Raw genomic sequence first — 15519 nt, forward strand, 5'->3', positions numbered from 1 at the left:
CCCGACCAGAGAGCCCGCGCCATGACCGTCCGCTCCCGCTCCGCCGCGCCATGAGCGCCGCCGCGCCCGATCCGGCGCCGCCGCCCGAGCGGGCGGTGACGCACCGGCGCGTGCTCGCCATCGCGCTGCCCATCGTGCTGTCCAACGCCACGGTGCCGATCCTCGGGATCGTCGACACCGGCGTCGTCGGCCAGCTCGGCGCGGCGGCCCCGATCGGCGCGGTCGGCATCGGCGCGATCATCCTGACGGCGATCTACTGGGTGTTCGGCTTCCTGCGCATGGGCACCGCCGGGCTCACCTCGCAGGCCGAGGGCCGGGGCGAGGCGGGCGAGGTCGCGGCGCTGCTGAGCCGGGTGCTGATCGTCGGCGCGGCGGCGGGGGCGGGGATCATCCTGCTGCAATGGCCGCTCTTCGCCGGCGCCTTCCTCGTCTCCCCCGCGAGCGAGGAGGTCGAGACGCTGGCGCGCGGCTACATGGGCATCCGGGTCTGGTCGTCGCCGGCGGCGATCTCGCTCTACGGCATCACCGGCTGGCTCATCGCGCTGGAGCGGACGCGGGCGGTGCTGGCGATCCAGCTCTGGATGAACGGCCTCAACATCGTCCTCGACCTTCTGTTCGTGCTCGGCTTCGGCTGGGGCGTCAACGGCGTCGCCGTGGCCACCTTCCTCGCCGAATGGTCGGGCCTCGGCCTCGGCCTGTGGCTCTGCCGCGACGCCTTCGCCCGCCCGGCCTGGCGCGACTGGCCGCGGGTGTTCGACCGGGCGCGGCTCAAGCGGATGGCACAGGTCAATTCGGACATCCTGATCCGCTCGGTGCTGCTGCAGGCGATCTTCGTCAGCTTCCTGCTGTTCGGCTCGGGGATGGGCGACGTGCAGCTGGCGGCCAACCAGATCCTGCTGCAGTTCCTCTACGTGACCTCCTACGCGCTCGACGGCTTCGCCTTCGCGGCCGAGGCGCTGGTGGGGCAGGCGCTGGGCGCGCGCCGCCGGGCGGCGCTGCGGCGGGGGGCGCTGCTGACGTCGGCCTGGGCGGCGGGGATCTGCCTCGTGCTGGCGCTGGTGTTCGCGCTGGCGGGCGGCGCGGTGATCGACGTGCTGACCACGGCGCCCGAGGTGCGCGCGGCGGCGCGGGGCTACCTCGTCTACATGGTCGCCGCGCCCGTCGTCGGCGTCGCCGCCTGGATGTTCGACGGCATCTTCATCGGCGCCACCCGCACCGGCGACATGCGCGACATGATGGTCGTCTCCGCCGCCACCTACTTCGCCGCGATCTACCCGCTGATGTGGGCCTTCGGCAATCACGGTCTCTGGCTCGGCCTGCTGCTCAGCTTCGCCGTCCGCGGCCTCACCCTCGCCCTGCGCTACCCCGCCCTGGAGCGGGAGGCGGAGGCCTAGGGGAGGACGGGCAGGACGCAGGTCGCTTCGTAGGAAGCGCCTTCCCCAAGGACGGACAGGATGATGTTGGTGTTGGTCGCATGGAGGTCCGCTTCAGTTCCAGCGATCCTATAAGTTCCGTTATTGTTGAACAGCGTGGCGGAACCGATAGTCGTCATCGAGTTGTTCGAGACGTTGACGCAGATCGCCCCGTTGGTGGTGTGCAGATAGATACTGTCAGTTACCGTGCTTGGGACAATCGTATTGTCGGTGATGGTGGCGTTCAGGGTCGTGCCCGCTTTCCCAAAGACGTCGATGGTTTCGAGGAATTCCGTAGTGATGTCGTTGTTGTCTATCTCCAGGCGCGCGTCGCTGTTTCCGGTGAAGGTGAACGACATGGCGGTGGCAGGAGACGGTGCCGACGGACCGCTGATCGTCGTGTTCCGGACAATGATGTCCGTGCCGTTCTGCTGGTTGTCGCTGTTGCCGAAGACGTCGATCGCGCGCCCGCCGGCGACGCTGATCGAAGCCCCGTCCACGAGAGCAACCAGCGACGAGCGGCTTCCCTCGTTGCGCAGGCGCAGGCCGGCCCCGGTGAGGCTGCCTCCGCTGAGCTCGAAGCCGAGCGTGGCGGTGTCCTGGACCAGCGTTTCCACCAGCCAGGGGGCACTGTTGGAGCGGCTGAGCGTGACGCCGCTGAGCGTCAAGTCGAGATCCGACTGGCCTCGCGCCTTGGCGAAGATCCCGCCGATCGAACTGTTCGCCGATGTCAGGGAGCCGCCGGTGACAGTGACACCGAGCGACGCGGTGCCTGCCGTGTCCGCGTAGATCGCGTACTGGCCGTTGCTGCCGAAGCTCGACACGTCGACGCCGGAAATCGTCAGGACATCCGGCCCGCTGCTGCCCGCGATACCCTTCACGACATAGATCGCGTTGCCGTTCGTCTCCTCGAAGCTGACGTTGCTGATCGACGAGCTGCCGAACGGGCTCACCAGCTTGAACATCTCGTCGCCGACGTAGATGCCGGACGTGGTCGCGCCGTTGATCGTCGCGTTGCTGTAGTCGAGCCCCGTCACGTTCATCGCATGAAGCTGGCTGCCTGTGCCGAAGCTCGTGCTGATGCCGTTGTCGGTCAGGTCGAGCTGGTCGAAGCTCGGGCCGTAGGTGTTCGTCAGCAGGATCGCCTGCGCGCCGGTCTGCCGGATCAGGCCGCCCGAGCCGTTGTTCGCGGACCCGGCGTCGCCGGTGACGGAGAAGCTGCCGCTGGTGCCGGTGTTCTCGAGAACGATGGCGTGGGTGCCGCCGGTCTGGTTGATCTGCTGGAACGTGACGCCGCCGGTGCCGAACGTCGCGTTCTTGATGTCGACGGCCCGGCCCGTCGACGAGACGTCGATGGTGCTGCCCGCGCCCGTCGCGGTCAGGGTGGCGTTGCTGGACGCGCTCAGGGCGGTGCCCGTGCTGACGTCGAGGTCGAGACCGCCGGTCAGGGCGACGGCCCCGCCGCCGGTGATGTCGATCGCGTCGTTGGCGCCGGAATTGGCGCTGATCGGGCCGTTGATCGTGACCTGGCCGCCGTTGAGGCTCGCCACGAGGCCCGACAGGCCGGACGTGGTGACGCTGCCGTTGAAGGTGAAGGTCGGTGCCGCGGCGGCGTTGCTGCCGATGTGGATGCCCGCGGACCCGCCGGTGCTGTTCACCGACGAGCCGCTGGCGAACGTGACGGTGCCGGTCGAACCGCCGGCGACGTCGATCCGCGAGCCCGATCCGGAGAGCGTGACGGGGGAGGCGAAGCTGGCAGTCCCGGTGAAGGGGACGCTCGACACGCCGATGGCGATCCGTCCGCCCCCGGTGTTGGTGATCGTCTCGCCGAAGGTGATGTTCCCCGTCCCGCTCATCCGCAGGAACGCCGCCGGAGCGCTCGACGTGATGGCCGCGTCGATCGTGACGGCCGCCACGTTGTACAGCGACGCGACCGCGGCATCGGCGAAGGTCGTGGACATGGTCCCGTTGCCGATCCGGATGGTGCCGGTCTGATTGTTGATGACGAAGTCCGTCGCCTTCAGCTCGTCGCCGGCCCCGGTCGCGATGTCGAGGTTGGCGGAGCCGGACATCAACTTGACGGCGCCACCGACGAGCCGGTTGACGTCGAGCGTGAGCGCCGTGGCGCTGGCCAGGCTCAGCGACGTGATCTGCCCGGTCTGCGGCGCTTGCAGATCGTGGATCGTGAGGCTGCCGCCGCTCGCGCCCTCCACCAGCAGCGCCGTCGCCCGGCCGCTCGCGGTCATCACGAGCGGCTGGTTCGGCGCGCCGAGGACGAGGTGCTCCCCCGTCGCCAGGTCGGCGACCTTGATGGCCTCGGCAGCGGTCTTCAGGATCACGTTCGTGATGCTGTTGTTGCCGGCCGCGGTCACGGTCGTGGCGTTGCCGAAGACCTGGTCGTTGTCCAGGGTGGCCGCGCCGTTGCCCGGATCGGTGACCGTGACCGTCCCGCCACCGGTCACGCCGAGGAAGTTGCTCGGCACGGCGGTGGTCACCGAGATGCTGTTGTTGTTGCCGAAGCCGTCGATGTTCTGGCCGTTCTCGAGCGTGAAGCCGCCCGAGCGCACGATGTCCGCCCCGTCGTCGATGAGCACGAAGGTGACGCCGCTGCCGGTGATCGCGTCGGCGGTGGCGATGCTGGCGCGGTTGTCGACGTCGCGGCCCGAGCCGTCGCCGGTCGCGGTCGCGGCGACGAACACCTTCGAGCCGTCGCTCGGCAGGACGAGCCGCGGGGTGGCGCCGAAGTCGACGTCGCGGAAGTCGTAGCTGCCGCCCGCCGGCGCCGCCGGCAGGTCGAGCTGGATCGTGGCCCCGATCCCGGAAACCTTGTCCACGTCGCCTTCGGCGTCGCCGTACTGGAAGGCCAGGTCGGTCGCCGCCGAGGTGCGCACGCCGACCGCATAGGTCCCGCCGATGTCGGCGCTCTGCCCGTCCGCGGCGCCGACGCTGACGGTCCCGCTGCCGGTGGCGCCGGAGAGATCGATGCCGACGGTGTCGGCGATGAGGCGGGCTCCCCCGGAAAGGTCGAGCGACCCGATGGTGATGTCGTCGTTGACGGTGGCGCCGGCGAGGTCGAGGCCGACGGTCCCGTCCCGGCTGAACTGGTTGCTCATGATCAGCGCGCCGATGTCGATCGGACGGTTGACGATGCCCGTGATGCGCACCCCGCTGGAGACCGGCAGCGCGGCATTGACGGTGGCGTCGTCGACCTCGTCCGCCGGCCAGAGCACCAGTTGGTTGATGTCGACCGTTCCTGCGGAGTCGAGGATGACGCCTTCCTCCAGCGTCAGCTTGATGTCGGCGGTGCCGGTGACGGTGAAGCTGCCGGTGTTGTCGCGCAGGTGCAGACCGACCGTCGGGTGGCCGCTGGTTTCTCCCGCGCCGCCACCGGACGTTCCGGTCGAGAAGCCCCCCATCGTCACCGCGAGGGCGGAGTCGGCGATGGTGAGGGCGGTGGTGGTGGTGCGGGTCGTGCCCGAGATCGTCTCCGGGGCGATGAGGCGCATCTCGTTGGTGACCGACAGGCTGCCCCATAGGTTCCGGAGCAGCACGGGGCGCGTGGTATCGATCCCGCTGAAGGTCGCGTTCAATGTCGTGCCGGCGCCGGACCCGATGATGTCGATCCCGCCGCCATCGACGAAGCCACCGACGATGTTGAGGGTGAAGTGCTCCGCATCGACCTGGAACGCTTGCCCGCTCGTCCGCGCCCCGACCTCAGCGAAGCGGAGGCTGCCGCCGGTGGTGGGCTGAAGGATCCGCAGGAAATTCTCCGCCACGCCGGTCAGCACGCCCGACGTTCCGCCATCGACCGCCTGCATCCCGACGGTCTCGGGCTCGCTGTCGAAGGTGACCCCCTCGAAATGGAAGCCGTCGTTGAACCCGGCGACGCTGTCGCTGCCCCGCAGGCTGTTGTTGCGCAGGCTGGTGACGGTGAGCGCGCCGGTGCCGGAGTTGACGGCGTGGATCGCCGCTTCGTCGGTCTCGAAAGTGGAGTTCTGGACGTTCAGCGTGAGTCTGTCGTCATCCTCGACGAGGGCGAGGATGCCGTACTGCGCGCCGGGCGCCGAGGGCGCCTGGGTGATGTCGAGCAGGCCGAGTCCGACGGCGACGGACCGGGTCTGCGTCACGTCCCCCTGGGCGATCCTGATGCCGGAGACGGCCGTGGTCGCGGTCTGGACGATGGTGGCCGTGGTCAAGTTGAAGGTGCCGTCGACGTTGCTCAGCGAGATCGCGTCCGAGGTGCCGGCCGTCTGCGTCACCTCGTCGAGCGTCACGTCGATGGTGCCCGTCACGCTGAAGGCGGTGTTCGTCGTGGTCGCGATCCTGTTTGCGCTGGAGCCGTTGATGGTCAGCGTGCCGTCGCTGACCACGCCGTGCCTGCCGCCGGACGAGATGTCGATGCCGCCGCTGAACGTGGCCTGCCCGCGCGTGACGTTGATCCCGCCGGCGCCGACGGTGGTCAGCGAGCCGGTGAATGTCGCGTTCCCGTCCGTGAGGGAGACGGCGTCGCTCGTTCCGGCGTGGTCGATCGTTCCTGCGTAGGTGAGGACGTGCGATCCCAAAGTGACGAGGGCGGAGTTGCCGCTTCCGGCGATCGAGCTTGCGGCGTCGAACGTGACGGTGGCGGTGTTGCCGGAGATGTAGAGGCCGGTTGCGGCGTTGCGGATGTCCACGTTCGAGCCGGTGATCGTCCCCCCGGCGCCGGTGAGGTCGAGGCCGCCGCCGTCGAGGCTGACGTCGGTCAGGGCCGTGCTGCCGGTGGTGTTGTGCAGCTCGATCCCGCCGGTGCCGGTGATGCCCGACAGGGTGCTGTCGGCGGCGTTGAGCAGGATGTCCCTGCCGTTGCCGGAGAAGTCCACGTCGCGGATGGTGGTGCGCGTCGAGGGGGTGATCTCGATGGCGGTGCCGGTGAAGTTCCTGACATCGAGCGTCTCGAGCAGCGTGTCGCTCGCGCCGCCCGCGTCGACGACGGCCCCCGCTGCCGACGAGCTGCCGTCGAAGGTCAGCCCGGCGATCCGGTTGCGCTCGCTGGCGAGGGTCACGACCGTCGCGCCCGAGGTGGTGGTCAGCGTCGCGGCGCCCCGGCTGTCGGGGGCGGCGATGGTGTAGGCGTTGTCGGGCAGCAGGATGTTGGCCGGCCCGTTCAGACGCACGTTGACCGCCTGCGAGCCGCCCGCGCCGTCGCCGAAGCCGAGCAGCTGCACGCCGTTCAGCAGGGTGAAGGTGTTGTCGCCGTTGGTCGCGCCGGCGCTGATCGTGCCGCCGTCGTCGACGGCGATCACCACGTCGTTGACGGCGAGCAGCGGCTCGATGTCGCCGAGCCGCGCGGCGTTGGTGGCATCGCGACCCGATCCGTCGCTGCCGAAGGCGTCGCCGCCCTGGGAGCTGACCCAGTAGACCTCGCCCACCCCGAAGCCGGTGCCGGGCCCGTTGGCGAAGGCGACGTCCTGGAAATCATAGCTGCCCGAGGCCGGGGCGCTGCCGGCGTCGATGGCGACGGTCGCGGCGATGCTGGAGCCCTGGTCGACGCCGGTCTCGCCGTCGCCGAACACGAAGGCGAGGTCGGTGCCGGTGCCGAGGCGCACACCCGTGGCGAAGCCCGCGCCGATGCTGGCGCTCGCGCCGGAGGCGTCGCTGTCGCCGAGGGTGAGGCTGCCGCCGCCGGTCGCGGCGGCGAGGTTGACGGCGATGGTGTCGGCGCCGGTGGAGGTGGCGTCGAAGTCGGTGGCGATGACGCTGCCGGAGAAGCCGCTGAGCACGGCGAAGGCCGTCTGGTTATCGCGGGTGACGGCGATATCGAGGTCCTCGAAGGTGACGTCGAGCGCCCCGGGCGCCGCCAGCATGATGCCGCCCACGGTGGACGAGCCGCCGGTGGTGATGTCGACGCTGCCGAACCTGAGCGCGCCGTCGTTGCCGGTGTAGTTGCCGATGTTCAGCGCGGTCTGCCCGGCGCCGCTGACGGTGAGGTCGCGGATGTCGATGGTGCCGGTGTTGCCGGAGAGCAGGACGCCGTTGGCGCCGGCGCCGGTCACGGTGGCCGGGCCGACGATGTCGATGGCGGCGCTGTTGTCGCGCAGCTCGATGCCGGTGCCGGTGGTGTCGGAGATAGTCACCGGCGCGTTGCCCGCGCCGAGGGTGATCCCGCTGCCGCTCGCCCCGACGATCTCGATGCCGTGCTCGCCGCCGCTCGCGGTGACGCTGCCGATGGCGAGCCCGGGTGCGCCGATGGCGGTGTCGACGAGGTTCAGCGCCAGCCCGTTCGTCGCGCTCAGGCTGTTGGCGCCGCCGGTCGGCACGCTGGCGGAGACGGTGCCGCCCGCGCTGACCTTCAGGGCGTCGCCGCCGCTCGCGGTGATGTCGAGGCCGCCGGTGAAGCTCGTCACGGTGCCGGTGTTGGTGTCGATCTCGATCCCGTTGCTTCCGCTCACGTCCGCCGTGATCCGGCCGCCGAAGGTGACGGCACCGCCGGTGTTGTTGGCCACGGAGAGCGCCGGCGCACCGCCGGTCTGGGAGATCGTGCCGTCGTAGGTGACGGTCGCGCCGCTGTTGCCGGTGATGCGGACCGCCTCGGTCGGATTGGTGATGGTGGCGCCGTCGCCGAACCCGAACGTGCCGTCCGAATTGCGGATCAGGAGGCCCGCGCCGCCGCTCAGGCCCATCGAGCCGAGCAGATTGTAGGTGCCGCTCGCTTGCGCGAAGCGCACCCCGGCGCCGTCGGAGGCGGTGATCGTGAAGCCGGCCTCGAAGTCGAGCGTGCCGGAGTGGTCGGCGACGTCGAGGATGTAGGCGAGGCCGGTCGAGGTGGACTGGCTCAACGTGCCGGCGAAACTGGCGTTCACCTGTCCCGAGACTTCGAGCGTCGCCCCCTGGGCGCCGCTGAAGGTGGTATCGTCGGTGAAGGTGAGCAGGGTGGCGCCCGTCCCATCGAGCACCGCGGCGCGGCTGGTGCCGGAAATCGCGATCCGGTCGTGGTCCTCGCCGCCGAAGGTGACGGGCCGGGTGCTGCCCGTCATGAGCAGGCCCGTGCTCGCGCCGCTGATGTCGAGCTGGTCGGCGTCGAAGCTGCCGGAGGCGTCGGTGCGCAGGTTGAGCGCGAGGCCGGTCATGAAGCCGCCGGTGATGTCGACGTCCGCCAGCGTGAGCTGGGCGGAGCTGTCGGCGGCGTTGATGCCGGTGGCGTTGGAGCCGGCGGAATGCGCCACGACGAGCGCCCCCTCGGCGCTGCCCAGCCGGATCGCGCCGGTGGCGGTCGTGGCGTCGATGGCCGCCCCGTTCGAGCCGGACGTGTACTCGATGCGCACGTTGGCGACGCTGTTCTCGCCGGCCAGCGACAAGACCGAGTTGCCCGAGAGGCTGGTGTTGATGAGCGTCGCCGCACCGTTGCCGGTCGGGTCGCTGATCGTGCCCTCCGCGCCCGGCACGCCGGTGAACGATTCGGGGATGCGCAGGCCGCCCGTCACCTCGTTGCCGTTGCCGAAGCCGTCGATGTGCTGGCCCGCGTCGAGCCTGAAGCCGCTCCGGTCGTTGATCGGGCTGCCGTCGTTGACGAGCACGAAGGTCAGCACGCCGCTCATGGCGTCGGCCTGGTCGATGGTGGTGAGGTTCCACTGGTCGCGGCCCGAGCCGTCGCCCGTCGGGTTGGCGGCGACGAAGACGACGGGGGCGGAGGGGAACACGTTGGTCGGGGTGCGGCTGACGCCGGCCCGGTGGGTCCGGGTGAAGTCGACGTCGGTGAAGTCGTAGCTGCCGCCGAGCGGCGCGTTCTCGGCGAAGATCTGCACCGGGCTGGCGAGGACCGAATCGCGGCTCGTCGCGTCGCCGTCGCCGTAGGTGAAGTTGATGTTGGTCGCGCTGTCGAAGGCGACGCCGACATTGACGTTGGAGGTGACGGTCGCGCCGGCGGTCGCGCCGAGCTGGACTAGGGCGGTGCTGCCGGTGACGGCGCCGGCGAGGTCGACCGCGACGATGCCGCTGCCGCCGGTCTTGCCGCTCGCGGTGAAGGTCTGCGTGCTCAGCGTGCCGTCGAGGGTGACGCCCGCGAGGTCCAGGCCGGTGCTGTCGTCGGTCGGGAGCTGGAGCCGGAGATCGGAGAAGCTCACGCTGCCGTCGATGCTGCCGGTGGTCGAGCCGACAGCCGAACCGCCGCTCGCGGTGACGAAGGTCGAGCCGCCGAAGGTGACGGTGCCGATTGCGCCGTTCAGCACGATCCCGGTCTTGCCCGTCCCGACACCGTTGATGCCCATGCCGGCGGTCGTGACACTCGACGTGGCGCTGTCGGCGATCTCGAACGTGCCGCCGACGAGGGAGGCGTGGGTGCCGATGTTGACGGTCGTGTTCGCCAGGCCGCTCAGCACGACGCCGCGGCCGGCGCCCGTGCTGCTCTGGTCGTTGATCGGGCCGCTGACGGTGATGGTGCCGCCGGTGGTGTCGGAGATCTCCAGTGCCGCCTCGTCGGTCGCGTTGCCGAGGGTGGCGCCGATGGTGTGATCTGCGCCTCCGGAGATGTGCAAGCTGCCGATCGCGCCGCGCTGCAGCTGCACATCGCCGCTCACGGGCGTCAGCGTCGCGTCGTCGGCGGTGACGGAGGCGAGCGTGATGTTTCCGCTCGTCCCGATCAGCCCGAGGCTGCCGTCGAGCGTGCCGGTGGTGGTGCTGAACGACAGCCCCGCCGACCCGCCGACCAGCACCGCGGTCCCCGCGGCCCAGACCTGAAGGTCGGCGATCCGGAGCGCACCGGTGCTCTGGGATCCGGGAGCGAGGATGAAGAAGCCCTCGCCGACCTTGTCCGTTTCGCTGCCGAAGACGAACGTCCCGGCGTCGACACTCTGGGCCCCGTCCGTCGACGGATCGGCGTCGAGGTGCACGCCGCTGAAGATGGCGTCCAGGACGCTGCTGCCGATCGTGAGGTCGCCGATCTCCGTCACGGTCAGGGCGGAGGTGTCGGCGGTCTCGTTGCTCAGGGCGAGGCCCAGGTGCCCGGCGGCGATGGTCAGATCGCCGAGCGCGAGGGTCAGCGTGCCGCCCGTGGTCTCCGCCACGATCCCCGCCATCTCGCTGGTGGTCGGGCCGGGATCCTGCGTGACGACGATGTCGGCCAGCGTCAGGTCGAGGTCGCGCCCGACGACCGTCTGCGCGATCTCGATGCTGTCGACGTCGTCCGGGCCGTTCGTCGTCTCGAGGGTGCCGCCGAGGATCGAGAGGCTGCCGTCGAGATCGAACAGCCGCACGGAGCCGAGGCCGACATTGGTCGCCGAGACCGCGTCGAGCGTCACGTCCACGTCGATGTCGCGCAGGTCGAGCGCCACGGCGTCGCCGGTGACGACGGAGCCGCCGCCGATGGCCAGGTCGAACGCGTCGGTGCCCGACGCGAGGATGCCGGGGTCGTCGCCGGAGGCGATATCGACCGACCCCACCGTGAGCGCGCCCGTGGTGTCGCTCACCAGGAGGCCGGTGCCGCCGGCGGTGGTCAGGCTCGTGACGCCGAAGCCGTCCGCGCCGATGGTGACTCCGTCGAGCGTCAGGCCGGTCGCGTCCACCGACGACAGGTGCGCCACGCCGGTGGATGTGAGCGTGACGGGGCCCGTGGCCTTGAAGGCCTCCAGGTCCTCGCTGGCCACCGACAGCGGGCCGGTGAAGGCGACGCTGACCGGATCGCTCTGCGAGATCAGCACCCCCGACCGGCCCACGACGTCGATCTCGCCACCGAACGTCACCGAGCCGCCCTTCCAGTCGAAGATGCCGATGCCGCCGCCGAGGGACGCGTCGGTCTTCGTGATCGTGCCGTCGAAGGTGACGTCGCCCGAGCCATCGATGAGCGAGACGACGTTGATGCTCGACTCGCTGGCCGAGCTGTCGGCGTCGAACTGTGCCGCGCCGGTCGATCGCCGGAGGTTGATGCCGGTCCACTGGTCGGCGATGTCGAGGTCGATGCCGCGGAGGGCCGAGGAACTCTGGAAGGCCTCCAGGCCGGTGCTGAAGGCGCCGCCGTCCTCGATGTCCACGTCGCGGATCGTGACCGCTCCGGCCGATCCGTCGAGGCGGATCCCCGTGCTCATGTCGCTGGCGATCTTCAGCGAGCCGATCGTGTGGTCGCCCGTCGTGGTCGAGACGACCGTGCCGATTCCCGACACCAGCGTCGCGTCGTTCTGGGTCAGCGTGCCGCCGGTGCCGCCGAGGGTGCCGCGGATGTTGACCGGCTGGTTCGGGTTGAGCACCACGCTGTTGCCGTTGCTCAGGCCGTAGAGGCTCTGGCCCTGCTTCAGCGCGAAGCCCCTCAGGTTGTCGGAACCGGCCCCGGCGACGCTGATCTCGCCGCTCGCGTCGTGGGCGATGAGCACGAAGGTCTGCCCGTCGTTGTCCAGCGCCAGCGCCTCGTCGACGGAAATCGTGACCACGTCGCTCGACAGCCCGTGGGTGCCGGCGGCGATGAGCCCGCCGGTCTCGCTGACGAGGGTGAGGTCGCTGACGACAGGGAAGTTCGACAGGTCGCGCGCGCCGACGGTGACGTCGGAGAAGTCGAAGAACGAGGCGGCGTGGGTGCCGTCGGGGGCGTCGATGACGGCCGCGTCGGCCTGGCCGTTGACGTCGATCACGGAGCCCATGTCGACGGTGCTCTCGCCGTCGCCGAACGTGAACTGGACCAGCGCGGTCTCGTCGATGACGACGCCGCGGTGGAGCCCTTCGATCCGGCTCGAGGCGCCGCCGGCGTCGGTGTCGCCGAGCCGGACGTCCCGGTTGCCCTGCAGCCCGGTGAGGTCGATGCCCACCGAGTTGGTCGAGCTGTCGGGCCCGGTGATCTCGAGTGCGGTGAGGCCGGTGGCCCCGGTGAGGGTGGCCCCGGCGAGGTCGAACCCGACCTGTCCGGCCCCCGCGCCGACCTCGGCGATGGTGACGCTGCCGAAGGTCATCGCGTCGTTGGTGCCGGAGACCTCCACGCCGCGCAGGCCGTCGCCGTCGGCGAGGGTGATGTCCACGTCGCCGAAGGTGACGCCGCCCGCGTTGCCGGCGAGGTCGATGCCGATGCCGCTGTTGTCGGCGAGCGTGACGGGGGCGGTGATGGCGACGTCGCCGGCGTTGCCGGTCACGGTGATGCCGCTGCCGCTGTTGCCGGTGATGGCGAGCCCGGTGCCGCCGATGCCGACCGTCGCGCCCTCGGCGACGTCGGTGACGCGCAGGCCGCCGTCGGCGCTGCCGGTGATCGTGGCGTCGCCGAGGTCGACGGTGAGGTCGCCGCCGTCGATCCGCACGCCCTCCGCGCCGCTGTCGGTGATCGTGAGCGTGTCGATGCGCAGGACGGCCGACTCCCCCGTGAGGGCGGCGCCGGTGACCCCGTCGAGGCCGATCCCCGCGCCGCTGCCGCCGCTGGCGGCGACGAAGTCGAGGGTGACGGTGCCGAGGGTCGTGTCCGTCAGGCTGAGCGCGGCGGCGCCGGTCGTGTCGATGCCGCCCCCCGCGATGGAGAGCGCGGCGCTGTTGTCGCGCGCGACGAGTCCGGGCGTGTCGGCGGTGAAGATCTCGACGCTGTCGAAGCCGATGCTGCCGCCGCTGTTGCCGGTGATCGTGATGCCGCCGCCGGTGGCGGGGTCGAGCGCATCGCCGAGCGCGACGTCGCCGAAGCCGAGCGTGCTGTCGGTGTTGTCCGAGACGAGCAGCCCGCCGTCCGTGCCCGCGCCGAAGAAGGCGCCGCCGAAGTCGAGCGTCGCGCCGTCGTTGCCGGTGATCGTCAGCAGCCGTCCGTCGCCGACATGGGTGACGACGCCGTCGAAGTCGACCGTGGCGCTGCTGTTGGTGACGCTGATCGTGTCGCCGTCGTCGGTGGCGACGAGCGCGTCACGGATCGTGTAGTGGCCGCTGCCCCCGGTGATCTCGAGGCGCGACAGGACGACGCTCGCGAAGGCGACGTCCCCGTCGACGTTCGACAGCTCGACGGACTCGCCGTCGATGACGCCGCCGAACAGCAGCCCGGAACCCGCGGCGGCGGTGTCGCGGATGCGCACGGCGGTGGAGAGCGTGGTGGCGAGACCGGAGAAGCTCAGCGTCGGGGCGCTGGCGCCGTCGCCGCGGATGTCGATGGCGGGGCCGGTGGTGTCGGCGATGAGGGTGTCGTCGCCGAACGCGAAGATGCCGCTCGAGCCGCCCCGGATGTCGATGCCGCGCTCGGTCTCCGCCAGCAGCACCTCGCCGGTGAAGTCGTAGATGCCGTCGGCGTCGTCGAAGACGAGGCCCGCGCCGGCCGAGGCGAAGAGCTCGCCGGCGAAGTCGAGCGCGCCGGAATGGCCGTCCTCGACGCGCACCGCGGCGCCGGTCCCGACGTGCTCGATGTTCGAGGCGGCGTCGAGGTCGACGCTGACGCTGCCGCCGCCGACCACCAGCCCGTCACCGCCGGCGTCGATGATCGACAGGCCGGAGCCGGTGACGGTGCCGCGCGCGTCGCGCAGCTCGAGGCCCGTGCCGCCGGTGTCGCGGATCGTCACGTTGCGCAGGGTCGCGCCGTCGATGCCGCGCCCGAAGATGCCGCCGCCGTCGCCGGTGATGGTGACGTCGGCGATCAGGTTGCCGTCGGCGAGGTTGATGGCGTTGTGGCCGTCCACGCCCTCGATGGTTCCGGCGCGGCCGGGCAGGTCGAAATCGATCAGCGCGTCGCCGACCTTCACGGTGATCTCGCCGCCGCCGCCGATCAGCGTCTGCCGGTCGGCGAGGGTGACGCCGGCCGAACGGATGGTGCCGTCGCCGTTTTCGAGCGCGACGACGATCCCGTCCTCGCCCGCCGCGCGGGTGGCGTGGGCGAGGGTGGTGGGATCCTCGAGCGTGCCCGCCCCGCGGCTGTTGTCGTCGTCGGCGAAGTAGAACGCGCCGATGCTGCGGTCGGTCTCGGGATCGAGGATCGGGGCGGTCAGCTCCTCGGTGCGGGTGACGGTGACGATGCCGAGCGGGCGCACGCGGGCGTTCATCCGCTCGAGCAGCGCCTGCGGGATCGCGCCGGGCGCGCCGCTGCCGGGGCGGTTCTGCGAGCTGACGCGCACGTTGCCGCGGCTGGTGCCGCTCTCGGCGGCGGCCATGCCGCCGAGCGGGATCGTCAGGCCGAGATGGGCGGTGGTCAGGGTGTCGTTGTGGTTGTCGTGGCTGACGCTCGCGCCGACGGTGACGCGCGGCGCGTCGCGCCGGTCGGGCTCGCGGAACTCGAACTCGAAGCCGGCGCGCGCGCCGGTGATGTCGGCCTCCGGACCGCCGTCGTTGAAATAGTGGTAGGCCCCGCCGTAGAGGCGCAGCGACGAGCCGGGGCCGGCGATGCCGTCGAAGCGGCGGCCGATCTCGGCGTCGACGGCGTAGAGCGTGCGGTTGGCGACCACGTCGAAATCGCCCTGCAGGGTGTTGCCGACGATCTGCAGCGCCGAGGCGCCGCCGAGCACGGAGCCGACCTCGTCCTCGCTGCGCGGGATGTGCACGTTGACGCGCCCGTCCCACTCCGCGGTCATCGCCTCGGCCCCGAGCGAGAAGCCGCGGAAGGTGCGGCCGTCGACGCGCTCGTTGTTGTAGAAGGCGTAGCCGCCGAGGATCAGGTCGTTGTTGACGATGTGGCGCGTGCCCACCCCGTAGGAGCCGAGCCCGCCGCCGCGCTGATCGAGGCGCAGGTCGACGTAGTAGAGGCTGTCGGCGTCCTGCAGGACCGGGAAGAACACCCGCAGCTCGGAGAGCGCGCGGTTGGGGCCGATGTCGGTCGCGACGCCGACGGAGGGCTGCCAGATATCGTCGGCCGCCGCGCGGCCCGACATCGCCAGCACCGACAGCGACGTCGCCAGCGTCAGCGCCGTGGAGGTGTGGAGCACCCGGGAGATGTGCAGCTTCAGCGGCGGCGCGGGGAGCGGCGGGACCGACGGTTGGCGCTTGTCCTGCTTGCGGCGTCGCCCGGCCGCGCGCGATTTGCGCATCATCGACGTCGTCCGGTCCCTGTTCCCCTGCAACCCCTAATCCCCCCGGCAGACTGCGGAAATCCGCATGCATCTTCAACGGAGACCACATGCCGTCGCGGCAAGTGAAGGCAAAAATCCAGTTCTGCGGGAACCGATGCCGATGCGCCACAGGTCGGACTGCCGACCGCGCGCGCCGC

2 protein-coding genes are annotated in these 15519 nt (G+C 70.8%); one reads left to right on the forward strand and one right to left on the reverse strand.

Translation table 11 applies throughout. The features are described 5' to 3' along the window. The first annotated feature begins 50 nt into the window (after positions 1 to 50). Positions 51 to 1394 carry an MATE family efflux transporter gene (locus OG2516_RS13420; protein WP_007256239.1) on the forward strand — a complete coding sequence of 448 codons (1344 nt, stop codon included), beginning with the start codon at positions 51 to 53 and terminating at the stop codon, positions 1392 to 1394. On the opposite strand, the gene OG2516_RS13425 is transcribed toward OG2516_RS13420, so the two are convergent. Next, entirely contained in the window at positions 1391 to 15343 is a 13953-nt protein-coding gene (locus tag OG2516_RS13425; RefSeq protein WP_040615857.1) for an inverse autotransporter beta-barrel domain-containing protein, read from the reverse strand. The genes OG2516_RS13420 and OG2516_RS13425 overlap by 4 nt on opposite strands. Positions 15344 to 15519: the final 176 nt, after the last annotated feature.

The sequence above is a fragment of the Oceanicola granulosus HTCC2516 genome, from assembly GCF_000153305.1.
GTDB lineage: Bacteria > Pseudomonadota > Alphaproteobacteria > Rhodobacterales > Rhodobacteraceae > Oceanicola > Oceanicola granulosus.

Excerpts from the sequence above, each read along its gene's own strand:
- OG2516_RS13425 (WP_040615857.1), bottom strand. The coding sequence starts at position 15,343 with ATGATGCGCAAATCGCGCGCGGCCGGGCGACGCCGCAAGCAGGACAAG.
- OG2516_RS13420 (WP_007256239.1), top strand. The coding sequence starts at position 51 with ATGAGCGCCGCCGCGCCCGATCCGGCGCCGCCGCCCGAGCGGGCGGTG.